Origin of the sequence: Rummeliibacillus pycnus (assembly GCF_002884495.1) — a bacterium.
In the GTDB taxonomy this organism is placed as follows: Bacteria; Bacillota; Bacilli; order Bacillales_A; family Planococcaceae; genus Rummeliibacillus; species Rummeliibacillus pycnus.
The window spans coordinates 2341832-2367917 of record NZ_KZ614145.1; the positions used below are offsets into that span (position 1 = coordinate 2341832).

Annotated in this window: 21 protein-coding genes; 15 read left to right on the forward strand and 6 right to left on the reverse strand. The window is 34.8% G+C overall.

Annotation, left to right across the window (positions count from 1 at the left end; translation table 11 throughout):
* Window positions 1-5 precede the first annotated feature (5 nt).
* The 5 genes from CEF14_RS11485 to CEF14_RS11505 all read left to right on the forward strand — a co-directional run bounded on the left by CEF14_RS11485 (window position 6) and on the right by CEF14_RS11505 (window position 5186).
* The gene (locus tag CEF14_RS11485; protein ID WP_102692994.1) at window positions 6-992 is read left to right on the forward strand and encodes a heme-dependent oxidative N-demethylase family protein; all 987 of its coding nucleotides are present in this window, start codon (window positions 6-8) and stop codon (window positions 990-992) included.
* Window positions 989-1489, forward strand: coding sequence for a hypothetical protein (locus CEF14_RS11490; RefSeq protein WP_102692995.1), 501 nt, complete (start codon window positions 989-991; stop codon window positions 1487-1489). Before CEF14_RS11485 ends, CEF14_RS11490 begins: the two co-directional genes overlap by 4 nt.
* Window positions 1490-1494: 5 nt before the next feature.
* Window positions 1495-2460: a PDR/VanB family oxidoreductase gene (locus tag CEF14_RS11495; protein ID WP_102694385.1), complete on the forward strand. Its 966-nt coding sequence runs from the start codon at window positions 1495-1497 to the stop codon at window positions 2458-2460.
* An 11-nt stretch (window positions 2461-2471) separates the two neighbouring features.
* A complete protein-coding gene (locus CEF14_RS11500; RefSeq protein WP_407690454.1) occupies window positions 2472-3965 on the forward strand; it encodes an aldehyde dehydrogenase family protein in 1494 nt (497 codons plus the stop codon).
* A 237-nt stretch (window positions 3966-4202) separates the two neighbouring features.
* Window positions 4203-5186 (forward strand): Two component regulator three Y domain-containing protein, encoded by a 984-nt coding sequence (locus CEF14_RS11505; RefSeq protein ID WP_102692997.1) that lies wholly within the window; start codon window positions 4203-4205, stop codon window positions 5184-5186.
* A 196-nt stretch (window positions 5187-5382) separates the two neighbouring features.
* On the opposite strand, the gene CEF14_RS11510 is transcribed toward CEF14_RS11505, so the two are convergent.
* The gene (locus CEF14_RS11510) at window positions 5383-6453 is read right to left on the reverse strand and encodes a fibronectin type III domain-containing protein (protein ID WP_102692998.1); all 1071 of its coding nucleotides are present in this window, start codon (window positions 6451-6453) and stop codon (window positions 5383-5385) included.
* A 732-nt stretch (window positions 6454-7185) separates the two neighbouring features.
* A complete protein-coding gene (locus tag CEF14_RS11515; RefSeq protein WP_102692999.1) occupies window positions 7186-9276 on the reverse strand; it encodes a methyl-accepting chemotaxis protein in 2091 nt (696 codons plus the stop codon).
* Window positions 9277-9852: 576 nt separating this feature from the next.
* On the opposite strand from CEF14_RS11515, the gene CEF14_RS11520 reads away from it, so the two are divergent.
* Window positions 9853-10236 carry an HsmA family protein gene (locus tag CEF14_RS11520; protein ID WP_102693000.1) on the forward strand — a complete coding sequence of 128 codons (384 nt, stop codon included), beginning with the start codon at window positions 9853-9855 and terminating at the stop codon, window positions 10234-10236.
* A gap of 414 nt (window positions 10237-10650) precedes the next feature.
* On the opposite strand, the gene CEF14_RS11525 is transcribed toward CEF14_RS11520, so the two are convergent.
* The gene (locus tag CEF14_RS11525; RefSeq protein WP_245890153.1) at window positions 10651-11514 is read right to left on the reverse strand and encodes a MetQ/NlpA family ABC transporter substrate-binding protein; all 864 of its coding nucleotides are present in this window, start codon (window positions 11512-11514) and stop codon (window positions 10651-10653) included.
* Window positions 11515-11834: 320 nt separating this feature from the next.
* Between CEF14_RS11525 and CEF14_RS11530 the strand changes: the two genes are divergently transcribed.
* From CEF14_RS11530 to CEF14_RS11560, 7 genes are read left to right on the forward strand one after another with little or no spacing between them, the layout of a single operon-like run.
* Window positions 11835-13289, forward strand: a complete 1455-nt coding sequence (locus CEF14_RS11530) for a 4-hydroxyphenylacetate 3-hydroxylase family protein (protein WP_102693002.1) — start codon at window positions 11835-11837, stop codon at window positions 13287-13289.
* The gene (locus tag CEF14_RS11535; protein WP_102693003.1) at window positions 13267-14679 is read left to right on the forward strand and encodes a 4-hydroxyphenylacetate 3-hydroxylase N-terminal domain-containing protein; all 1413 of its coding nucleotides are present in this window, start codon (window positions 13267-13269) and stop codon (window positions 14677-14679) included. The genes CEF14_RS11530 and CEF14_RS11535 overlap by 23 nt, the downstream gene beginning before the upstream one ends.
* Window positions 14680-14692: 13 nt before the next feature.
* A complete protein-coding gene (locus CEF14_RS11540) occupies window positions 14693-15760 on the forward strand; it encodes an LLM class flavin-dependent oxidoreductase (RefSeq protein ID WP_102693004.1) in 1068 nt (355 codons plus the stop codon).
* A 15-nt stretch (window positions 15761-15775) separates the two neighbouring features.
* Window positions 15776-16834 carry an LLM class flavin-dependent oxidoreductase gene (locus CEF14_RS11545; RefSeq protein WP_102693005.1) on the forward strand — a complete coding sequence of 353 codons (1059 nt, stop codon included), beginning with the start codon at window positions 15776-15778 and terminating at the stop codon, window positions 16832-16834.
* Window positions 16835-16873: 39 nt separating this feature from the next.
* On the forward strand, window positions 16874-17668 hold the full coding sequence (locus CEF14_RS11550; RefSeq protein WP_102693006.1) for a methionine ABC transporter ATP-binding protein: 795 nt from the start codon (window positions 16874-16876) through the stop codon (window positions 17666-17668).
* Window positions 17661-18326: a methionine ABC transporter permease gene (locus CEF14_RS11555; protein ID WP_102693007.1), complete on the forward strand. Its 666-nt coding sequence runs from the start codon at window positions 17661-17663 to the stop codon at window positions 18324-18326. The genes CEF14_RS11550 and CEF14_RS11555 overlap by 8 nt, the downstream gene beginning before the upstream one ends.
* A gap of 28 nt (window positions 18327-18354) precedes the next feature.
* A complete protein-coding gene (locus CEF14_RS11560; RefSeq protein WP_102693008.1) occupies window positions 18355-19566 on the forward strand; it encodes an acyl-CoA dehydrogenase family protein in 1212 nt (403 codons plus the stop codon).
* Between the two features lie 122 nt (window positions 19567-19688).
* Here the strand turns inward: CEF14_RS11560 and CEF14_RS11565 are convergent, their stop codons facing one another.
* The gene (locus CEF14_RS11565; protein WP_102693009.1) at window positions 19689-20549 is read right to left on the reverse strand and encodes a lysozyme inhibitor LprI family protein; all 861 of its coding nucleotides are present in this window, start codon (window positions 20547-20549) and stop codon (window positions 19689-19691) included.
* 281 nt (window positions 20550-20830) lie between these two features.
* A complete protein-coding gene (locus tag CEF14_RS11570) occupies window positions 20831-21634 on the reverse strand; it encodes a glycerophosphodiester phosphodiesterase family protein (RefSeq protein ID WP_245890154.1) in 804 nt (267 codons plus the stop codon).
* Between the two features lie 292 nt (window positions 21635-21926).
* Here CEF14_RS11570 and CEF14_RS11575 point away from each other — a divergent pair, with 292 nt between their 5' ends.
* Window positions 21927-23612: a methyl-accepting chemotaxis protein gene (locus CEF14_RS11575; protein WP_102693011.1), complete on the forward strand. Its 1686-nt coding sequence runs from the start codon at window positions 21927-21929 to the stop codon at window positions 23610-23612.
* A gap of 168 nt (window positions 23613-23780) precedes the next feature.
* Here the strand turns inward: CEF14_RS11575 and CEF14_RS11580 are convergent, their stop codons facing one another.
* On the reverse strand, window positions 23781-24668 hold the full coding sequence (locus CEF14_RS11580; protein WP_102693012.1) for a PP2C family serine/threonine-protein phosphatase: 888 nt from the start codon (window positions 24666-24668) through the stop codon (window positions 23781-23783).
* A gap of 449 nt (window positions 24669-25117) precedes the next feature.
* On the opposite strand from CEF14_RS11580, the gene CEF14_RS11585 reads away from it, so the two are divergent.
* The gene (locus tag CEF14_RS11585) at window positions 25118-25591 is read left to right on the forward strand and encodes a sigma-70 family RNA polymerase sigma factor (protein WP_102693013.1); all 474 of its coding nucleotides are present in this window, start codon (window positions 25118-25120) and stop codon (window positions 25589-25591) included.
* The last annotated feature ends 495 nt before the right edge of the window (window positions 25592-26086 follow it).

Here is a 26086-nt window from a genome sequence, read left to right on the forward strand (position 1 = left end):
TTTAAATGTTTACACAAGATTTAGATTTTAAATGCACTGATTTGAATACTTTCCCATTCCCTTTCCGTTCGGATAATTACCGATATTCTAATGATTTACGGAAACTTGAAAACTTAAACTGTATTGAAATTACGCCAGAATACAAATTGCAAGTGAAAGCTAAACGACGTTTACTTGACGAGCAACCCGATGTGCGCTTTCAAGCATTAGAAGGAACAGATGAATTTCAATGGGAGATTTTAGAAATGTTAGTTGAAATGGCTATCGATCGCTATCCACAATATTTTTCCTTAGAAAAAAGAGATCCCGTTTGGACTTTTGAAAACCATATCTTCAAGGAAAAAGATACATTCACATTTGGAGATAGCAGTACACTTCCCTATGCACCATTAGATTATATAGGTCGTCATTTTCATAACGATTTTGTCTTAATGGTTCATCGTGATCAAAACTTCTATTTAGAAGTTGGCCAAGTTTCGTATGCTGCTCTTTTTTCGGCAAATTGGAATGCAGGTATGTCTTTTGATGAAATTCATGCACCTGTTCCGTTTGTTTCACGAAAAGGTGATCAGTTAGTAGATAGAATTCGCCGTTTTTTGTTATCTATTAACCCTGGTGAACCTTGGACACGAATCAATTGGAATCTAATGGCGGATCGTTGGGATGTTAACTACGAAACAATGGATGTATGGGAACCTCAACGCAGTCTTATTACACCAGAAAACGCCGGGAAACTCGTTCGCTTACGAGTAGAAGAGCAAAAATTTTATCGTATGCCACGTAGTAATGCGATTCTATTTGTTTTAAACACTCAATTTTTACCTTTGGAAGATTTAAAGCTACGTCAAGAATGGTTTGATCTAACCTATAACGTACTACAAGATATACCGAAAGCAATGGCAGAGTACAAAGGGATTGCACCTTTTTTGCCTCAATCTGTCGAGTACTTACGCAGGGAAGCTGAAAAAATGAAAAAGGGAGGAGACTTATGATCCCACAACGTCCAAGACTTTATGATGGTTCTATCGTTATAACTGACGGCCCCTTTATCTGTCGGGAATCCACAAAAAAAATGATCGTTTTCCGAGAAAAAGATATACCGTTTTCCAAAGAACAATTTCCTAAAACCATTCCTGTTAAAGAAGTGATGATCCCGGAAAAAAAAGAAATAATTCGTCAATTCATACAAAGCCAAACCATCGGTACACACATTTTTGTTCTTGCCCCTTGGGACACAGCAAGTATGGTCTTTGACGTTTGTATAGAAGAAGGCATGTCCGAAGAAGAGCTACAAATTCAAATAATAGGTGACAAAAAACGGAAGGTCTATTGTATGAAATGTTATCAATTACATGAAGTGAAACTAGACGCGACAACAACACAGTGCTCATGTGGAGCTCACTTAACTGTTGGCCCCTTCTTCTCTGCACTGCGACAAGGGTACATTGGCTATCCGTTCCAACCAATTATCGAAAAAGTGAGGAGTTGAATATGATGAGAGTTGCTGGAAACATCGAAGTAAAAATAGAAAAAATTATCCATGAGACACCTAATGTAAAACGTTTTCGACTTGTTCCAACCGATCAATCTCTTTTACCACCTTTTACAGGGGGATCTCATATTGAAACGACCATTGAAAATAATGATCAACGTTTTGTTCGTTCCTATTCTTTAACAAGTCCCCCAACCGAACGTAATTTTTATGAAATTGCCATTCAACGAGATCCACATTCTCGTGGTGGATCAGTGTTTTGGCATGAACAGGCTGAGATTGGTCAAACACTATGTATCAGTTTTCCAAGAAATCATTTTCCACTTAGTTCACGTGGCCGTCACCATGCATTTTATGCGGCAGGTATTGGGATTACACCATTCCTAACCATGATTCGTGATTTGCCAAAAGAAGATACTTTTGAATTGCATTATGCAGCTAGAACAAAACAATCTTGTGCTTTTTATGATTATTTACAAGAGCACTATCCGGATCAAACAACGTTTTACTTTAGCCGAGTTCAAAATCCCCAACGGTTGACAACGGACATAATGGCAACTCATCGCGTTGGAACTCACGTTTACTTTTGTGGGCCAACGCCCATGGTAGAAGAATTTCGTAACGCAGCCAAATCTATAGGCTATCCTGTTAGTGCTATTCATTTTGAATTGTTCGGTAACAACGCTGACAACTTACCAAAAAATCCTTTCATCGTGGAACTTACTGAAAGTGAGCAAATACTTGAAGTATCTGACAAAGAAACTTTACTTGAAACACTTTTAAAGGCAGGCATTGATGCTCCTCATTCTTGCCGTATTGGTGGTTGTGGAAGTTGTGAAGTAGATGTTATCGAGGGTGAAGTAGATCACCGAGATGTTTTCTTAAGTGAGGAAAATAAAAAGACGCGTAAAACGATCTTAACTTGCTGTTCACGTGCCAAATCAGAAAAACTTACTTTAAAACTATAAAAAGGGAGAGAATGAAAATGACAATTCAAACAAGTGTATTAACATTAAAAAACTATATTAACGGTCAATGGAGTGAACCCATTTCAAAACAATACGAAGAAGTGATTAATCCTGCTAACCAAGAAGTAATTGCTTACGCTCCCCTTTCAACAAAAGAAGAAACAGAACTCGCTATTCAAGCAGCAAAAGAAAGTTTTCATTCAGGTATTTGGGCTTCTAAAACTACACACGAACGAGCAGCAGTATTAGTCGAAATCGCCAATAAAATTGATGAAATGGCAGAAGAATTAACAATCCTAGAAACACTCGATAATGGTAAACGAAAAGATGAAGCAAGCTTTGATATTGCGGATGCCGCAACAGCCTTCCGATACTATGCAGGTCTAATCTTACATCCAGATGGCGAGACTTATCCCGTACCTGATAATGTGCAGGCAATGGTGATAAAAGAACCAATCGGGGTTGCAGGATTGATCGTACCATGGAATTTTCCTCTATTAATGGCTGTATGGAAAATCGCTCCGGCATTAGCAGCAGGTAATAGTATTGTTTTCAAACCCTCTGAGGTCACACCTGTAACAGCTATGAAACTGTTTGAAATTATGCATGATGCTGGTGTACCAAAAGGTGTTGCTAATATGGTCATCGGACATGGTGATCCCGTTGGCCAAACGATTGCAGAAAGCATAGATGTTGATATCATCTCCTTTACTGGTAGTACAAATACTGGACGTAAAATAATGCAGGCAGCAAGCAGTAATCTGAAGAAGATTTCCTTAGAACTTGGGGGCAAATCACCTAATATTATTTTTGCTGATGCAGATTTAGAAACAGCTGTTGATTATGGATTATTTGGGATTTTCTATGGTGCAGGTCAAGTTTGTTCTTCAGGTAGTCGGATTTTAGTTGAAGAGAGCATATATGATGAGTTTGTTGCACGGTATATTAAGCGGGCCAACAATATTAAAGTAGGTCCCGGACTTGCAGAAGAAACAGAAATGGGTGCAATTGTTAGTGAACAACAGATGAATCGCATTTTAAATTATATTGAAAGTGGGATTCAAGAAGGTGCTACACTTGCTACTGGTGGTAAACGCCTCATAGAAAATGGATTAGACAAAGGATTCTTTATAGCTCCAACTGTTTTCACAGATGTTACAAACGATATGCGTATCGTCCGCGAAGAAATCTTTGGCCCAGTAGTTACTATCCAAAAGTTCCATTCTGAAGAAGAGGCCATTCAACTCGCAAATGATACGGATTATGGCTTAGCTGGTGGCGTTTTTTCCAATGATGGCGCAAAAGCCTTACGTGTGATTAAAAAAGTTCGCGCGGGTATTACGTGGGTTAATGATTATCACCCAACTTATGTAGAAGCTCCTTGGGGTGGTTACAAACAAAGTGGAATTGGGCGCAGTTTAGGTAAATACGGTCTAGAGGAATTCCAAGAAACAAAACAGATCAATATTCGCCTAAATGTTGAACCAAATGGTTGGTTTAACTAACAAAAAAGTAAATCATTGAATTAGTATATAAAAAACAAAACGCCAAAATGCTGTGATTCTTTGCATGTTGGCGTTTTCAATTTTAAGTCAATGGCCTATTAAAAGGTAGCGAATTAGATGTTGTAGTAAACTTTGTAAAACTATTGTGAAGTGTTTTGTAAATTCAATCATACTACCTTCAATTGTACTAAAATAGTCTTTAGAATTGGACAATTTTACTTTGTAAAGGAGATCCGTATGTTTAAAGGCGAAAAAGTATTCGAAAGTGAAAAATCCATCAAATATCTGTTCCAAAAATCATATGCAAAGACAAATAACTTAGTTATTATCTTTTCAGCATTTCCTACTAAAGGAAAGCAACCAACATATAATTTTGTTCGAACCTTATCGGAGTTCGATTGTAACAAGCTATTTATATTAGACGATTTCGGTAGTCGAGCAAGTTACTATCTATGTGAAAAGAAAGACTTCGCCATCGAAAGATCCGTCATTTCTTTAATTAATTTTATTATCAAAGAAAATGACATTAATTTTATCATTTCTTGTGGTTCTAGCAAAGGTGGCTATGCAGCATTATATTATGGCATTAAGTATGGATTCGATCACATTATCGCTGCTTCGCCTCAATATTATTTAGGTGACTATTTATTAGATCAGACAAATTCACAGGATGTGACTCTTTTTATGTCCGGAGTTTCAGCAGATGAAGATCACCGATTTCTGAATGAGATTATGCCGAAGATGATTGAGAAAACACAAAACAAGCCTAATATTTTCATTCATCTGGGTAAAGATGAGCCACACTATGAAAATCATGTAAAGCCCTTATTAGCAAAATTAGATGAAGTTCATATCAATTACGAACTTAATTTGGGTAACTATCATAAACATAGTGATGTTGGCAAATTCTTTCCTACTCTATTGAAAAACACGATTCGAGAGTTATTAAATTATCCATCACTTGAAATCATCCAATCGATGAAGGGAAAGCAATCCATTGGTTCACAATGCATATTTGAGGTTATAACCGACTCTGAGAAAAATAATATTGCATGGTATGTCTACCGTGATAACGAACGAATTGATATGAAAAATTATTCGACCGATCATCAACTTTCAGTAACATTTGACCGAGTTGGAAAATATCATGCAAAAGCATTTGCAGTTAATAGCTTAAAGCATAAAGTTTCTGTTAGTTCTGAAGAGATTGAGGTTTTTTAATATCTGCTGGGGCATTCAACTAAAATACGAATTTAAAACAAGCAAACTTTACTTGCACCATTCAGGGAGGACTCGATCGTTTACTTACCCTACTCATTGCTTAAGAGTTCCAAAAAATAGTTGATTAAATAATTTAAAAACCCCATGGGATGCATGGGGTCAGTGAAATGTTACTTGGTATTAAATATTACCACTTCTATTTCGTTATCTTTACTGATTTTACCTGACTATCGTTATAAATTTCACTATTATAAACGGCTCTTATTTTGAATTTATAAGTATTGCCTCTGCCAAAATACGATAGTTTCTTTGAGGTACTCTTTGTTGTATAAAATTTATAATAATAGTTTGATCCACTGTGTGCATAGTAGATTTCATACTTTTTGGCACCCGTCACTTTTTTCCATTTTAATGTAACCGTATATTTACTTGAGTTGGAAGCTGTTATAATGGTTGGTGACTTAGGTTTGATGATAAATGTAAATGATCTGGTTATGCCTTCATATTGTCCTTTACCTTTAATGGTAACAGTAGCTTTTCCAACGTTTTTGTTGTTTTTATATGAAACGGTATAATCCACATTCTTCTTTAGAGTTGTTTTTGGTGTTTTAACTGTAATTGATGGTTGAATTGCTTTTCCCGTATAAGCATAGCTACTTTTCGCATTGGATCTGACTGAAAAAGCTTTTGGGTCAGTTGAGAACCAATAATACGTACCATTTGCTTTACGGATTCTGAATAATGGATAACCATCAGATTTTTTTAGTAATGCTCCGGCATATGCATAGCTTTGTGCTCCTGGATATAAAAGTACTTTGCGGGCATCGTATTCCTTCAAATCCCCGTAAAATATTGCCGTACTAATCGGCTGAATCCCTCGATAATTTTTTGAAAAGTAAAAATCAGAGGTATATTGGTTGTTATATATAATATCAGTCGCAGCCAATTGCTCATCTTTGCTATTTTTTATGTGTTTTAAGTTATATTTAAAAAATAGCCATTGTTCATCACTTTGTGGCAGCACATTATATTTGTATTCTTGTTGCACAATTTGATTTGCCTTTTCACCTGTTGTCAATTCTAATAATTGAAGTTCAACTTCTTTCTTGGTTTTAAAAGAATATGGTTGATAAGTAAAGATTGTTTTCTCATATGCGTTAAAAGGATTTTCTCTAGTACCGAGCACTGATGCTTCAGCTCGATCTACAATCGACAAACTTAAAAATAAAGTACATGCAAAAATAAATGAATAGAATAGTTTTTTCATTGTTCACCCTCCTTACCAAATATTATCTATATAATGAATTTTATTCCATAATCATAATCTATCATTTTACTCAAAATCCATTCAGTCCGATAGCATTAGTAATAGTAAAATGAGTAACCATAAAACCTCACAAAATTATTAAATCTCTAATTTTAAAACAGAAATTTGAATTTCCTTCGGTTACAGTAGAATCTATATGTACTTTTAAATCCTTATTAGAAGTAAAAATTATTACTCCAAATCTATTTTCCGTTTGGATTATCTAACCTTCGAATGCTTATAGTATTATGCGACCTTTGTAAAACAATTGTGAAGAATTTTTACTGTCTAATACAACCTTCAATTGCAAAAAAATAATGAATGATTTGATATGATGAATTTTACTTTACGAAGGAAAGCCCCATGTAGATAGATAGATACAAACATCGTGGTCATTAGTATTTATTGTTTTCGAAAATCTTCTTACATTTTCAATGGTTTGATGTATTTTCACTGAGTCATCTTTAAAATACATATTAGATTTTCTCAAGTTTCAGTAGTAACTTAACTTGATTTTCACCACTTAGGAGATTTTATGCTACACTCGTGGGGGCTTTTGCTTCACTCACCAGCATTATTGAAAAATCGCGAATACATAAAAAACCCTATAAAGTAAAATGTTAATCATTTACTTTATAGGGTTACTATTAATTTTAATCGATTCTGACTTTACAAACTCTGATAAATTCTATTTTAGTACTTGAATTTTGATAATGATTGGTCAAGTGATTCTGCCATATGGGAAAGGTCTTGAGCCATTCCTAGAATTTCTTGCATGGATGCATTTTGTTCTTCCATGGTTGCTGATAATTCTTCTGTCCCTGCAGATGATTCTTGGCTGATTGCCGCAATACTTTCAACAGCTTTTAGCACTTCTGTGGTTGCATCATGAATCGTTTTAGATGCACTGTTGACGTGATCGATTTTGTTAACCATATCATCAATATTTTGGTGGATATCATCAAAAGCTTGTCTATTTTGATCAATTAAATTGGCACCTACTTGAACTTCTTGAACAACACCGTTCATAGATTGTTCAACTTCCTGTGTTTCTTTTAATACACCATCAATAATGGTCGAAATTTGACTTGTAGATTGTGCTGATTGTTCGGCAAGTTTTCTTACCTCATCAGCTACGACTGAAAAGCCTTTTCCGTGCTCACCAGCACGTGCTGCTTCAATAGCTGCATTTAAAGCCAATAAATTCGTTTGATCCGCAATGTCATTAATTACATCAAGAATTCTTCTAATTTCTTTTGACTTTTCACCTAATTGTTGAACAATACTTGCAGTGGATGCTACTTTCTCCTCGATTACTTGCATACCTTGTATCGATTGCTTAGCACTTTGTAATCCTTTTTCAACCGAAGCTTCTGTTCTTTGTGAACTATTCGTCATCTCTTCCAAATATTGACCGATATTTTTCCCTGCTTGATCTACATGTTGAACTTTTTCTAACGTTTCATTAGCATGTTGAGCCTGATCAGTCGAACCAGCAGCTAATTGTTCCGTTGTTGCAGATACTTGTTCAATGCCATCACTTATTTCATTGGTATATGTCAATAAATTTTCACTATATGAAGATACTTGTTTAGAAATATCTGCAGCATCTTTAATCAGTGTGTGAGTATTAGAGGTCATATCATTCATAGCTTTCGCTAATTGACCGATTTCATCTTTTGACTGAATCGTTAAAGCTTCTGTTGTTAAATTACCACCAGCAATTTCTTCTACTTTATCGACTACTTTTACTATTGGCTTAACTAATCCTCTCGCAATGAATGTAACCAATATGGCAAGAATCAGGATACCAATTAGACTGATCATAATGGAATACTTGGTCAATGAATTGGCTTCTTGTTTTACCTCGTTTAAAGGCACAGTAACCATGAGTGACCAAGGTGTATTTGTAGATTCTATATGGATTGGTGTATACACTTTATAGACATCATCACCATTTGAGGCTACATCAGTATAGGATAGAGATTGACCTGTTTGTACCGCGTTTGATACTTTACTTGAATTTGTACCAGCAAGCTTAAAGCTACTCTTTCCGATTAATTTATGTAATTTGTGAGATACAATTGTTCCATCATTCGATATAATCGCCCCATAACCACTGTTATAGAGATGAATCGAGTTGCTTATTTTTTGCATAGAATCTAGACTAATATCTACCCCAGCAGCCCCAACTACCTTGTCATTAATCTTAATAGGTACGACAATCGTGGTCATTAGTACTTTTTTTCCACTTATTTGATAAGTGTATGGATTGAGGATGACTTCTTTGCCCGTCTTTTTAGCAAGCTGATAATAATCATTTTCTCCAGGCTTATCATAATCATCTGATGCTAACAAACTTACCTGATCATTTTCCCAAGTCCAATAAGGGATAAATCTCCCTGTTTGATCATGTCCCTTGGTGTTCTTATACTTTTTATCTTGACCGTCGAAAGCATTTGGCTCCCATATCGTCCAAGTACCCGTAAAATTCGGATTTTCTTGAAGCGTTTTTGCTAAAATAGTATTTGCTAGTTGGCGATTCGCTTTATGATTTTCTACCATTGAGCCCAATGTAGTGCCAATCCCTTTAGAAATATCCATCGCATAATTTAGCTTTGCTTCAACACCTCTAGCCTGTTTTTCACTTTCCGTGGAGGCTAATTTTTCTGCATTTTTTACGGATGATTGATTGACTTGGTATATGTTAAATCCTACGATCGTAACAAATACAATCATACATGTACCAAGAATCGATAATAATATTTTGGTTAATAACTTCATCGAATACAGTCTCCTTCAAATGTACGACACTATGAAGTTCAAACTGAAGTTGCCCCTTCAAATTCTGTTTGACTATCACTGAAATGTCTTTCTATTTTTTACCCTTTTCACCCAATAGAAATTTACAATTTCGCATTACAATACACATTTCAGATTAATTACGACAAATTTTGCAAATCTAACGTTTTTCTTTTCTATAGTATTTATGTATTTCTAATATATAAATTAGATGCACAGCACATACTTTATATCTATCTACACAACTAGGAACAAAAAACTATATTTAAAGAAAAAAAAAGAAAATTAAAGCGCACAAAGAAATACTATTACGTCCAATTATAAATGTCAATAAAATTCAAATACCATGAAATATAAGGAAGTCGTCTATTGGTACTTTTACACTTATTATTTTTCCTTTTATGATGGATCTCTAGAAGAGTTCGAATTGATTGTGTCCGCTTCCGCTCTGTAATCTAAAATGATTGTTGCATTCGTAATATTATGCTCTTATACTATTCAAGTGGTATCGTCCTCCTTCAGTACCATATTTTTTAAATGAAAGAAGGAAAAGCATAAATGGGTAGTATATTACTTTTATCAATCATTACCATTACTCTTGCACTGATTTTCTACACATGGGGTGTATTTAACGAAAAACGTTCAGGAACCATTAAAAAGAGTCACATTTTCAGTTTTGTATTTGGTATTATATTCGATACAATTGGGACAACTACAATGGGAACTATTGCCGAAACGACCGGCGGATCAAAATTAGGTCTACACCAAATAGCAGGCGCTGCAGCTATTGTTTTAATGGCTATCCATCTTATTTGGGCAATTTACGTCTATCGAAAAGGAACTGAAAATGCCAAACATCAATTCCACAAATTCAGCATAGGTGTATGGGCTTTATGGCTTATCTCTTATTTGTTAGGTGCTTTTTTAGGTATTACACGCTAAAAGACAAAAAACAGTTCCTTTCATTGGAGCCATTTTTAAGATTCCTTTGAAAACAGGCTTATTCTAAAACTAATATCATCTGAACTGCACCTCAATTGGAGCTGAAGTTTTGAATGGCAAACACAATTAGTGCAAATAACATCTAATTCCCTCAAAAAAACTTTATATAGATGTTATTGATATGACCAGTGTACATATTTATGCATTTGAATATAGAGGAAAAGAATAAGGTCATTAGAAAAATAGATACGCAACTAAATGCAATAAAAAAAGTCGATTTGTCACAATAGCATTGTGGTAAATCGACTTTTTTACATGCATCCATCAACTATCTAATTACAAATATATTTGCATAGCTATTTGAATAGAGCAATAGTTTACAATGGATCAACTAATTTTTAGAGCACCAACAAGTTATTTTTTAAAATAAGTTGGCATCCAAAATCCTTTGAATTCAGGATCCGTTTCGATTAAGTTTTGGAAATTTTCAGATTTATACGTTTCTATTAAATCTTTTACAAACTGTTTGTTCTTATCTTCCGTGCGGACAGCTATCAAATTTTGATATTCATAAGGTGGATTTTCTAAATACAAGCTATCTGATAATTTTCGATGAGAGGCTAATATAAAGTTTCCATTTACAAGCGCAAAATCAACATCAGGAATTGTACGTGCTAATTGAGCCTGCTCTACCTCTACAAATTTAATTTTCACATTATAAGATTGGATATCCTTTGTACTCACAGTTATTGGTTTGTAATTATCTTTGAGCTTGATCAAGTTCACTTGTTCTAAAATTCGTAATGCACGAGCAATATTGGGCGGATCATTTGGTATGGCAATTGAATATTCTTTAGATTTACTTAGATTCTTATAGCTATCAAATTTGTCAGAATATAACCCCATCGGTGCAGTAGGTACTTTCAATACTTCTGTTAAATCTAAATTATTTTCAGAGATAAAATTTTTAAAATAAGCAGTATGTTGGAAAATATCTGCATCAAGATCACCCTTTGCTAAAGCAAAGTTTACTTCATTTCCATTTGTAAATTCAGTGTATTTCACTTCATACCCTTTCTTTTTTAAAATGGGGGCAATCCCTTTTTTCACTTGATCACTATAAGGTCCTGGTGTAAAACCAATACGAATAATCTTTGTTTCGTCTGCATTTGCTTTGTCTGTAGTTGTTTTTGTATTGCTATTATTTCCGCAAGCAGCAATAAAGCTGAAGGTAAAAAGTAATAAAAAACTCAGTAGTAATCTTTTCAACTGTAACACTCCATTCTTGATAAAAATAAAGGAGACATACTATAACAATTCGTACGTAATTGTTATAAATACGTCTCCTCCGGTCATCCGGTCAGATAATATATAGTTAACCAATTGGAATTAAATGAATTTTAACAAAGCCTTTATGAGGAATCAACTATTTTCTTGAAAATAATTCCTCAAAAAAAAGACTTGACTAATAGGAATAATATGTTTAACATAATTTTCAAGTTTTAACTACAAGTGACTGGTCAACCAGAACTCTTAACAAGACGTCTTTTGCAATCTGTCTATGTTAAGAGTTTTTTATTTAAAAAAGGAGTGAGAATATGAACAACTGGTTAAAACACTTTCAAGATGGTAGAAATGTTTGGTTGAATGGTGAAAAAGTTGAAAATTTAATCGAGCATGATGCCTTTAAAGGGACTATTCAAACCATCTCTACTTTGATGAGAGAAATTGAAGAAAGAGACGAAGTTGGCTTTTGGAATGAGACATTAAATCAACACTCTCATAAAGCCTTTCTAATTCCTAAGACATTAGAAGATTTACAGCAAAGAAAAGCAGCTTTTCAATTTTGGTCGAAAAAAACATACGGTGTAATGAGTAGACTATCTGATTATGCCTATTCTTTAATCACTGGTTATTACATTGACCGATTTGAGTTTGATGTTTATGATCCCGAATTTTCTCGAAAGATTGAAAAATATTTTCATGAAGTACAAACAGAAAAACGTCTAGTGACGACTGCGATTGCAGATCCTCAAATCGATCGTTCTAAACCGATTGAAGAGCGTGATGAAGATGCGATTTTACGAATCGTTAAGGAAACAGATGAGGGTGTCGTCATACGAGGTGCAAAAATGATTGCTACTGGAGCTCCTTATGTAGATGATGTAATTATTAACACACCATTTAAAGATAAAGAACGCGAAAAAACGTATGCAAACTTCTTTATAGTTCCTGTAAATTCAAAGGGATTACAAATTATTTGTCGAGATAGTTATGCATGTACAGATATTGAAAAGTATCCTCTGTCTAGCCAATATGATGAAATGGATGCCGTTTTAATCTTTGATGATGTATTGGTTTCTTGGGATCGAGTATTTATCCATGGTTCAGCTGAAGGAGTTACCAAGGCACATCGCCATCAACAACTGAATTCTTTAGCACATCATCAAACGGTTGTGCGATTATTAGTCAAATTACAATTTATTGCTGGTGTTGCAACAGCAATTGCAGAGTCAATTGGCGCCAATCATTTTTTGCATGTGCAAGAAAAGTTAGGCGAATTATACACACAAATTGATAGTATTGAAGCACTTCTTATCTCAGCAGAAGTTCAAGGAAAGCCATCAGAGAAAGGCATTTTCCTACCAGATAGCGTTCCACTTCAAGTCGCAAGAAATTTAGGAACGCATTATTATGGAGAGGCTCTCCAGATTTTAAAACAAATTGGTGCTGGAGGTTATACACAACTTCCTTCTACTCTCATCAATCGCTATGATCAATCATTAATTCCTTTATTAGAAAAATATTATAAAGGTGTGAGCGTCGATGCTAAAACAAAAACGACTTTATTAAGAATAGGTTGGGAGTTAATAGGTAGTACTTTAGGAACGCGTCATGATTTATATGAACGATATTATACAGGTGATCCTGTTCGAATAAACGAACAATTTTTTGAAAATTACGATAAAAAATATCTAGAAAAAAGATTAGAAAACTTCTTCGGTAAATACAAAATACAGGAGGAATTGTATGAACACGAAACAACCATATAGCCAACGAATAGTTGATCATCGAAATGTTTGGATTAATGGCAGTAAAGTAGACAATATTTCGGAACATAAGGCGTTCAAAGGAACCATTCAAACCATCGAACATTTACTATCCTTACAGCATGGAACCAAAAAAGAGGACTTAACGTATGTCACTGAAGAAGGCGAAAATGCTCATTTATCATTTTTGGTCCCTACTACTTTGGAAGAATTAGAACGAAAAAATCGTGCTTACAAGTTATGGGCAGACGAAACCTTTGGAATCATGAGTCGGCTTTCAGAATATTCAAGAGTGTTGTTTGCTGGATGGTATGGAAATCGTCGCCATTTAAATACAATCGTTCCAGGGATACATGAAAAATTAGAGCAGTTCTATACACGATCAAGAAATCTAGATTACTTGTCTACAATAGCTTCACAAGACATTCAAAAAAATCGTGGAAAATCTCTATTAGAAAAAGAGCAAGGGCAATTACGAATCATCTCGAAAAATACTGAAGGCGTTATTGTTCGTGGTGCCAAAACCATTGCAACTGCTGCACCTTATGTAGATGAATATATTATCTCTTCCTTTCATAAAAGAGGCGAAGATGAAGAACAATTGGCCAATATTTTCTTTATTCCTGCGGCATTAGAAGGATTACACATTGTATGTCGTCCATCTTTTGCAAGTCTAGCTTCAGAAGATCAACCTTTAAGCGCTCGTTATGATGAAATGGATGCTGTTCTTATTTTTGATGATGTTCTCATCCATTGGGAAAATGTCTTAGTGTATGAAGATCCTGAAGCTGCATGGAAATTACAAAAAGATATTCCCGCAAACTTATTAAGTCAACATCAAACCGTTGTACGCCTTATTAGCAAATTAGAAACAGTCGCTTCCGTTGCTTTGGCACTTGGAAAAACGGCCGATACAATCGTTTTTTCACATGTTAAAGGAAAATTATCTGAATTATTTGTTCAAATTGAAACGATTAAGAGCTTATTACAAGCAGCGGAACAAACAGCAACACTCCATCATGATATTTTACTACCGAATGGCCGGTTTTTAACGGCTGCTCGCAATCTCGGTACGCGTTACTACCCAAGAGGAATTGAAATTATTCAACAAATTGGAGCAAGCGGATTATTACAAGTTCCTTCAACAATTGAAGAACTAAAGGGACCCATTGGCGATTTAATCCTCCCCTATTTTACGGGTACTACGACCAGTGCATATGATCGAACACGTTTAATTAAACTGGCATGGGATTTAATAGGAAGTCCACTTGCAGCAAGACACGAGTTATATGAACGTTTTTATTCTGGAGATCCAGTTCGCACTTATGCAGCCCATTACAATCAATATCCCGATAAACAGCAATTAGTAAAATTTGCTTATCAATTAATCTAAAGGAGAGAATGTTATGACAAATCCACATTTTTACTGGTTTGCACCTACCAATGGAGACGGTGAATTTTTAGGTTTAAAAGAGGCAGAAAGAAACCCAACAGCAGACTATTTAGTAAAGGTTGCTCAAACTGCTGAAGATGCCGGTTTTGAAGGGATTTTAATACCAACTGGCATACCTTATTTAGATTCATGGATGGTTGGATCTGCTATTATTCATCGTACAAAGAATATTAAACCTCTTGTTGCATTTCGTCCGGGATTTATTTCTCCAACTGTTGCTTCCAAGTTGGCAGCTACTTTCGATCAATTTGCCCACGGTCGCCTACTTATAAATGTCGTAACAGGCGGATCTGCAAAGGAATTAGGGCAAGACGGAGACTTTGTAGATCACCAAACACGTTATGAACGTACCGAAGAATTTTTGGATGTTATCAAAAAATCTTGGCATCATCATCCATTTGATCATAAAGGTGAATTTTTCAATATCGAGCAAGGTACATTAATGCCTTCCCTATACCAACAAGATGGGATTCCGATTTATTTTGGTGGCTCATCAGATATTGCAAAAGAAATCGCAGCAAAGTCAGCAGATGTATATCTACAATGGGGAGAACCCGTATTAAAAATTCAAGAACAAATAGAGGATGTAAAAAAACGTGCGACCAAATATAATCGTTCTTTAGAATTTGGCATACGCATTCATGTGGTTGTTCGAGAAACGGAAGAAGAAGCTTGGGAAGCTGCCCATCACATTATTAGCCAAGTTGATCAGTCTGTCCAAACTAAAATGACAGGTGTCTTTTCAGAATCCGATTCTGTTGCTCAAAAAAGAATGACGGAAATTACTCAACAAGGAGATCGTTTTGATAAATACTCTTGGTCAGGGATTGGAAAAATACGAAAAGGCGCAGGAACAGCGATTGTCGGAACACCTGAACAGGTTCAAGAAGCTTTACAGGATTATATAAAAGTGGGCGTTCAACACTTTATATTATCTGGATTTCCACACATAGAAGAAGCCGAACGATTTGGTAAATTAGTTTTACCAAAGTTTAATGCTGTATCGATTCAACAATCATAAAGGAGGAAGGACAAGATGAAATTTGTTATTTGGGGAGCGAATTTATCAGGTGGCTTTTTAAGAGCCAATGTAGATCAAGCACAAGATGCAGGCATTGAATATAATGAAAAACTAGCAACATTAGCAGACCATTTAGGTGTGGATTCTATTTTATATCCAATTCGTTACGTAGGAAATATCGGAGGAACCGGCTCCAATACAGGTCAATTGGATCCTTTATCCATCATTACCGCTATCGCAACAAAAACCGAACGAATTCATTTAATTGCAGCGGTCTTACCAGGCTTCATCCATCCAGCTACACTGGCAAAGATTGGTGCTACAATTGATATTATTTCAAAAGGACGTTTCCATATCAATCTTGTCAGTGGCTGGTTTAAAGCCGAACAAGAAATGTTTGGTATTGAATGGATCAAACATGAGGAACGATATAGAAGATCTGAAGAATATTTAAAGGTTTTAAAAGGATTGTGGACAGAGGATGAATTTCAATTTGAAGGTAATTTTTACAACATTCAAAAAGGTACTTTAAATCCAAAACCACTTCAAAAGCCTTATCCGCCTATTTATCAAGGAGGTAACTCTCAAGAATCCCAAATAATAGCAGGTACATTATCTGATTATTATTTCATGAATGGTGCACCTCTTTCAGAATTGAAAGAGCAAATTGCTGCGGTTCAACAATATGCAGCTAATCATCAACGATACATTAAATTTGCTGTGGCTGCATTTGTCATTGCCCGTCCGACAGAAGAAGAAGCTCAAAAAGAATACGAATATATTTTAAATAATGCAGATCAATCAGCAATTACTCATTTTAAACAAAGGAAAGAGACAAAAGGTATGTGGAAAAATGCTACGACAATTAGCGATTATGTTGCAAATAATGAAGGGTTTCGCACAGGATTAATCGGCAGCTATGAACAAGTAGCTCAAAGATTAAAGGAATTAGAAGCCATAGGCATCGAAAAAGTATTAGTTGCTTTTCGTCATCCGACAGATGAATTACCGACATTTTTTGAGCATGTCGTTCCAAAAGTGAACAACGATATTTTACTCCCTAATACCAAGTAAAATAATAAGTAAACTAAAAAATGAAATGGAGATGATTTGATGATTGAGCTTCGAAATGTTAGTAAAAAGTTTAAAACAAAAGAAAAAGAATTTCATGCAGTCCACCCTACTAATCTTTCAATTCGTAAGGGGGAAGTTTACGGCATTATTGGCTATAGTGGTGCAGGAAAATCAACATTATTACGGTTATTCAATTTAATTGAAAAGCCAACAACTGGAGAAGTGTTGTTTAAGGGAGAAAATTTACTAACGCTAAAAGCCAGTGAATTGCAAAAACGCCGTCACTCAATCGGTATGATTTTTCAACATTTTAACTTATTACTGAATAAAACCGTATACGGCAACATCGAATTTGCTTTAAAAACTGCCAAAACTCCAAAATCGCTAAGAAAAGAAAAAATCGAGCATGTCTTAGAGATTGTCGGACTCTCAGACAAAATCGATCATTATCCATCTCAATTGAGTGGTGGTCAGAAACAACGTGTAGCCATTGCACGTGCTTTAGTATTAAATCCAGAAGTATTACTTTGTGATGAACCGACCTCTGCTTTGGACCCACAGACAACAAACAATATTTTGCATTTTTTAAAAGAAATCAATAAAGAACTGGGCGTGACATTAATTATTGTGACGCATGAAATGGAAGTGGTAAACACCATTTGCAGTCGCGTAGCAGTAATGGAAAATGGCATCATTCAAGAAGAACTACAATTACAAAATAAGCAAGATTATGCACATACGAATATTGGTCAATTATTATTACAAAATCGATACGGTGAATTAGTAGAAGATTCAATAGAACTTGAAATCAACGGAGGTGTTGTACATGTTTAATAACATCATTTCTTTAATTCCAGAGATTTATGAAAGTATTGGTCAAACATTTTTGATGGTTTCTTTATCAGTATCCGCCGCTATCGTGATTGGTACCCCATTAGGCGTTTTTGTGTATTTAACAGAAGCTGGCTCTATTCAAGCAAACCTGATTATCAATCGAATTTTAAATTATACGATTAATCTAATTCGCTCTTTTCCCTTCATTATTTTATTGGTTGTATTAATACCATTTACAAGATTTTTACTTGGAACATCCGTTGGACCACTGGCAGCATCTGTTTCTCTCTCAATTGCGGCCATCCCTTATTTTGCCCGATTAGTTGAGCAGGCTTTAAAAGATGTCCCTGTGGGAACAATTGAAGCTGCTGTTGCTATTGGAGCTCCAAAGCGTTTAATCATTAAAGATGTCTTGTTAAATGAGGCTCGTTCAGGTTTAGTATTAGCTCTTACAGTAACAGCTATTAGCTTCATCTCCTATTCGGCAGTTGCAGGAATTATTGGTGGAGGTGGAATCGGTGATTTAGCGATTCGCTATGGATACTATCGTTTCCAAACGGATGTTATGATTGCCATGGTTATTTTATTGATTATTATTGTTCAAAGCGTTCAGTTTATAGGTAACTTAACAGCAAAAAGATTGGATCATCGCCATTAATATGTGTTATATAAGGAGGAAGGAAAACATGGTTAATCTCTCATCAACAAATTCGGAAAAAACAATCGATTTAAATTCTGAATATTTCAAAAGAATAGTATTAGAGATAAAGGAAGATGCTGAAAAGCGCCGCCAATCCAAAGAACGTTTACATCCCTATAAAGCCTTACAATTAGTAAAGGAAGCAAAATTAGGTGCTCTTCGACTTCCAATTGAAGCAGGAGGAGCTGGAATATCCATTCGCGAACTTTTTGAGGTCATCATTCAATTAGCAGCTGCCGATTCTGATTTAACACATGCCTTACGATCTCATTTTATTTTTGTGGAGGATACGTTAGCAGCTCCACCTAGTCTAGAAAGAACAAGAAGACTACAGTTCATTGCAAATGGCGAACTTGTCGGAAATGCAACAACCGAAATTTCAAATAAGCCACAAGGAAGTAAGCAATATGAAACCACGCTCATTCGGCAAGGAGATCATTTTCTTTTAAATGGAACAAAATATTTTACGACCGGTACACTTTATGCTGATTGGGTATCAGTGATTGCAGCAGGCGAAAACAAAAATGTCCATGTTAGCGTCATTCCAACAAACCGGGAAGGCATTGAAATAATGGATGATTGGGATGGTTTTGGTCAACAATTAACCGCTAGTGGAACCACCAAGTTTACAAATGTTATCGTTAAGGAAAATGAAGCCATTCAATTAGAAAAAGAAAAGTTATCTTATGTTACCATTCGTCAGCTCTTCTTACAGGGAGTAATTGCGGGAATTACACAACAAATCGTTGAGGACAGCATCAAAGTAATCAAAGGACGAAAACGAACTTTTACACATGCATCTATTGATACACCTACTCAAGATCCACAGTTATTACAAACAGTTGGTGAAATTGACGCAATTGCTTTTTCCTTAAAAACTTTGGTGTTACAGGCAGCAGACTTATTAGATCACACATTGCTCAGTACAAATAGCGTAGAACAAAAAGAATATTATGAACATGAAGCAGCTCTTCGGTCAGCTCAAGTAAAAATAATAGGCGAACGACTTGCTTTACAAGCAGCTACCCAAATTTTTGATACGGGAGGTGCTTCTGCAACAAGACAATCCGCTCAATTAGATCGTCATTGGCGAAATATACGGACAATCGCCTCTCATAACCCAGCTTCATATAAAGCAAAGGATATTGGAAATTATCTTGTCAATCAGAAAACTCTACCGATAAATGGTTATTATTAAACCATATAAAAAGTGCCATTCAACAACTTTGAATGGCACTTTTATGTTGAAGAAAGATGGATTTCCACCATAATTAGTGGAATAAAGGTGTTCTCTCGCCACTATAGGCCTCAACCCGTTTTTTATCGTTGAAGTTGAGCTGCATAATCATTTAATAATTCATAACAACGCTCTTTCGTAACCTCTGCTAAAGACATAGCGTGTGATACTTTTGGTGTGTACGAATCCATACTTTCTGCATCTGTACTCGCTTGGTCTGCAGTGGCATCGCGGTCATTAATCCATTGGCGTTGGTAGTTTCGTAGTCGATTAAAATCACTAGCAGATAATTTTGTTTTTAATGTACCATAGAGATCATTTAGCAACGCATCCCACTGTGCATAACGTGCATTTTCTGCATTAATCATTTTGTCTTCTGAACCTTGTGTTGTACCATCAATCATTGCAGCGGGATTATCATAATTTGTAACAATTGAAGATGCACGATTTGAATAGACTTGATACATATTCTCTTTTGTTGATGTTGGTTGTTGAGATGGAGATGCACTGATGTTACTTGAAGAAGTTTTCTCTTTTTTCGTTTTAGCAGCAAGCATTTTAGCTTGTTTTTTCTTTGCTTCTTGGCGTAGATTCTCCACTTGTCCACTAACGCTATTGAGTATATCTGTCGAATCAAGTAATCCATCTGCTTCCTTCATCGCATTTTTATATTGCTTATCATCGATTAAGTTTTCGATCTCTTTTGTTTTCTTTAATTGCGCTACATAGTTTTTGGCTTGTGAATCTTCTGGTTTTTCATCGAGCGCTAATTCAAAAGACGCTAATGCTTTATTAATATCCCCATCTGTTAATGCGAGTTTTCCCTGCTCTACAGCTTTTGTATATGTAGAATTTGCACTTTCTGCACTATTTTTAGGTTCTTCACTATTACCGCAACCAGCTAATAGCGCTCCTACTAAAATTATGTATGACAATTTTCTCACGATCAAACCACCCTTTACTTACTATTACTCTATTTTAGTATTATTTTTGAAACATGACTAGTAAGTGTGTTATTTTCGAAATTACAGGAATGCCTTTAATAAAAGAAAAAAATCACTCTACCTCACAAAATGTGGAAGAGTAATTTTCAACTAATTAACGAACTACTTTTCAAATTAACAAATTATCTTACTGGAACTCGATACTTCTTGAAGTAATAATTCCGTATTCATATACTAGCTCCCCTTCTCTATCTTCTTACTATAAAGATTTAACTACATAATCATTTCAATAATGACTGCGTATCGTTTATATGATTTGTAAATACACCATCTGCTCCGTCTTTTATGACTCTTTTTTGCTCAGCTAGTTCTGTCTGCGTATTAAAAAAGAATGGATAAACTTTTAAGTGATTTTGATGAAGGTTATTGATCAATGATTGATTCACCAAATCTGAACTTAGGCCAATTCCGATTGCGTATTTTTTCCACTGATTTATCTTTTCTGCTGTTATATCCTTTTGATTCTTACAAAGTATTAATTGCACAAGGGGAATATTATCATTGATGTCATGAATTCTCTTTAGACTCATAGCTGAAAAAGATTCAATGATTACTTTGTGTTTTTGAATAAGTCCTTTCCTATTTAATATTTCAACTAATGTCTTTTCCATCTTCAGCTTATGATCGACTAGTCGAGTTTCTATGAAATAATTTGTTTTTGAACCAAAGTGATTAATCAGCTCTTCAAGCGTAATAATTCTTTCGTTTTTGTATTTTTGGTTGAACCAACTTCCAGCATCAAACTTTTTGAGCTCCTGTAAACGATATTGATTGACCTCTCCCTTGCCATTTGTTGTTCGATCTATTGTTGGATCATGCATTAGAACTAACTGATTATCTTTTGTTTCCCTTAAATCCATTTCGATATAATTCGCTTTTTCTTGAACTGCTATTTTATATGCTGGCATTGTTTCCTCGGGAGCCTTGTCATTCGCCCCTCTATGTGCAATCACCATGATCGACCTATTTGCTTGGACTGTAGAAAAGGATAACATCTTAATAACACTTATTGTAAATATACCCATTATAATAACTAATCGTAACTTCTTCATGATCTTATTTTATCCCAAAAATCGATATTTAGAGCAGGATATTCCAAGTTTTAATTCATTTTTAATTTACGACCTGTTTATAAATTTTATAGAAACCGTTCAAATATATGGAGATAAATAATAAATTTTTAACAATTTTCTCGAAAATACTGATAATTACTTCAATTAATCAAGGTAGTATTATATATCTATTTTGAGGTTGATTATAATAATTATTTTAGGTATTTTTAATTAGTGTTTATTTAACTATTAAGGGGGAAAAGTAATGAGTATTCGCAAAAAGCTATATTCAGCTTTTTTTATATTAATTGCGTTTATAGCTATTATTACAATTACAGGATTCACGCAATTATACAGTATTAGAAATACTTATAACCAAATTTTGGACGAACAAGTAGCGAAAGTTTCGGAAATTAAAGAAGTACAATATGCTTCAGCAATGCAAGGTTTATATATGCGATCTTATGCCTTAAATCCTGAACAAGGGACATTAGACAATCTGAAAGAAGAACAAGATATCATTTCAAAAAAAATAGAAGATCTTACACCAAAATTTCAAACAGAACAGATGAAGAAAGAACTTCAAAATATCCAACAAAATCAGGAAAAGTTTTTGACGAGTGCCCAAAGTGTTGTGGATATGGTAAATAAAAACAAACTCGACAAAGCCATTGATATTATGAAAAATGAATCACGCCCTGCCAACGAAGCAATCTTAGCAAGTATAAACAAAATTGTTGATTATCAAACTGCACAAATGAATACAGGCAAGCAAGATGCTGAAGCAAAGGCATATAAAGGAATTATGATCATGATCACTGTTTCTTTGATCGCATTCATAGTAGCAGTTGTAAGTGGCTTGTATATAACAAGAAAGATTACTAAACCGGTAATTGCTTTGAAAGAAGCAGCTGCTACAATTGCGCAAGGTGATTTATCAGAACCTGATATCATTGTAAATTCTAGAGATGAAATTCACTCTTTAGCACAATCATTTAATACGATGAAAAGAAGTTTACAATCATTAATCTCAAATGTAATGACCAATGTTGAACAAACGACAGCTGCTGCAGAAGAACTTACTGCTAGTACAGATGAAGTCGCAACAACCTCACAAGATGTAGCAAATCAATTGGAAGCGATCAATGAAGGGGCAAACTCAGCTGCTGAAACAGGGAAAGAAAGCGCAAATGCCGTTGAAGAGACAGCAAATAGTGTTCAAATGATTGCAAATTCCACACAAGAAGTGCACAGTGGAGCCGTAGAAGCACAAGAAGTTGCTAAACAAGGGAATTTAACCTTACAAACAACTTTTAAACAATTAAAAATTATTCAAGAATCATCGTCAGATACGAAAGATAAAATTCGTAAGTTAAGTGAACAATCTGAAAAAATCGGTAGTATCACGAAGGTAATCACAGCTATCACAGATCAAACCAATTTACTCGCTCTGAATGCGGCCATTGAGGCAGCACGCGCAGGTGAACATGGTAAAGGCTTTGCAGTGGTAGCAGATGAAGTTCGAAAACTTGCAGAGGAATCCAAAAAATCTGCAGAAGAAATTGTCCGTTTAACCAATATTATTCAAACAGATACAGTAGATGCAGAACAAGCTGTTGAATTGACCGTTTCTAATGTGAATGATGGTGTTGGATTAATACAAGAAGCACAAAAATCATTTAATGATATCTTAACTTCTGTTGATACAATGGCTCAAAAATTGGAACAGGTATCAGCTGCCACACAACAAGTATCAGCAGCGACTGAAGAAGTTGCGGCATCCGTTCTGGAAATGTCTCAAGCAGCAAATACAGCGGCAAGTAGTACAGAATTAGTCGCAGCTGCCACTGAAGAACAAGCCGCAACAATTGGCGAGATCAACTCTGTAGCCAAATCACTGACAGAAAACGCAATCAGTTTACAAGAACAAGTGCAACAATTTAAAGTTTAGGAATTGAATCAATACTTTTTTTAAAAAGGGAGGAGCCCGTTTATCTTCTCCCTTTTTTTGAAGGAATTTCTCATTCTATTAAATTCCATAAAGGTGTTCCGTACATCAATAAAAGTATAATTCGAACAAGTACATTTTAATTTTCATATAAAGCTTTATAAAAACGGACTAACTCCTCAAAACCTCCAACAATATCCCTGTTTTATCATCCGACCATTCTACCCTAGGAAATTGTTGACAATACGGATCATTCTTTTCCATAAGCGTAATTTTCGTGTAGGCGCTTTTAAGTCCCCTGTTGAAAATATATTTTGCGGATTCCATCCATTTTTCATGGCTTGGTAGCTTATGGCTTAGTAATTGAAATCCATCTGTTACCAATGCGATTTTCTTCACATCCATCAATGGAATTTTCCCAATTTCCCAGAAGCTTGAGGTTTCTCTACTGCCATCAATCATTCCATACCCCTCATACGTATTAAAGCTTTCACAACATTGCATACGAAAAGAGCGAGTTATCGCTAATGCATTTTCATAACATTGTCCTAACTTTTTTTCTGAGTAGTTTCTCTTTAAAGTCCTTTTTAAACCATAAAATGAGGTTTTCCTTTTTTGAATGTACTTTTCTTGAATTTTAGCTGTGTGGTCATAGGTTAAACTACGAATGGTACCATTTTGATATTGCACAAATATCATGCAGTTTCCCATTTGAAGATAGTGCAACGTTTCATCTCTTATTTGAATTGCGGCTACACTACAGCAATTTCTTATGTACTTTTTCATATCACCAAGATCATCCCATATTGTTTTTGCTCTTTTTGCTCTTCTCAATTCGATATTTGCAGATTTTGCAATATGTTCCAACGAATCATTTTCATAAGATTTATCTAGCATATATTTCCGAATGGTGTCTGCAGCCGCTAGCCCAGAAAAAGGGCCAAAACCAGAATCCCCATCAATTACGGCAAATCGCTTAATTTTTTCATCACAAACATATACATCCTCTATATCTTTTTTGTTTCCTTCTTCATAAACAACATCTAACACTTTAATCATACTAGAACAACTCCTATTCTTTTTTAGATTAAGTGAATAACTTTCGTTGGCATGATCGATCAACAATATTAAATTAGACACATATCACATGACCTTCCCTCCTTAGCAACATTTAATAACTAAATATTACCATTTACAAAATCACAAAGTTACATATTTTGTTATTTTTAACAATCAATTCACAATAAATAAAATATTTTAAAAAATCATAAATTGTATGAAAACAGAAAAAAGCACTTGAAAATTTAGGACATATCAATTTTTTATCATCCTACAAACACAGTAATGATGGGGTTCTTTATTTTTCGACATTTCATCGACAGACTGATTTCGCGTGTTTTTGGTTACAAAAATGCCATTTTGCGCATTTTACAGATAGCAAAATTAATTTGTATTCTCAAAGCACCTAGGAAAACAAGCATTGTGCACAATGAGAATGGACAAAAATTATGTTTCAATTTGATAAAATTTTAGAGCAATATGAACCTATGATCTCAGCAGTCATTCGAAAATGTCGTATTTACAAAAACCACGAGCACTATCGTCAAACAGCACGCATTGCCTTATGGAAAGCCTGGGAAAAGTATGATCATGAACAAGGAGACTTTGCGCCCTATGCCTTTACTTGCATCCGGGGCAGCATTCTAGATGCGCTAAAAAAAGAGAACCGTTATGAAGAGCGCTATCATCCTGAACAAGATGCGATCATCGAAATTTATATGCCGACATCAAAAGAATCTGATGTATCCAACATTTTAGAAGGATTACTCAACAACATTACAAAAACCGAGCAACAATTTCTCATAGACTATTACATTGGAGGCTATTCCTATAAAGAACTGTCTGTGAAATATCATGCTTCTGTTGCTACTTTGCAAAAAAGGCGGATGCGGATATTGGAGAAAGTAAGAAAAAGCATTTAATAGGAACAACACCACCTGTTTTATATTAAGCAGGTGGTGTTGCTATTGTCGATATTACACAATAATGAAGATTTATTTGGTTTACTCGCGGTTTTCGGGAATTTACTCGCGGTCTCCTTGGTTTACTCGCGGTTTTCGGGAATTTACTCGTACTATTACGCGATAAATCTTTCAATTTCCCTTCATATATTCAGTCAATGTAATAAGGATCTGTAAAAATTAGTTTCAAATAAATTACGCAAATATATCAAATATTCATATCAAATATAAAATATATAATATGTAGTATATTTTCTACCAGACATTCAACCTAAATAATCTCCTTTTCCTATTTCTAAATTTAAAGCTAATACAATACAAAATCCTTAATATTTCGACATACCTACATTTATTTAAAAGTAAGTACAAATTTCTTTACTCATTTATAGGTAATTAATCACTAAATCGGTGGAAGATTACTTATTTTTTATTTCTTTATAACCACTCCGCAATTGG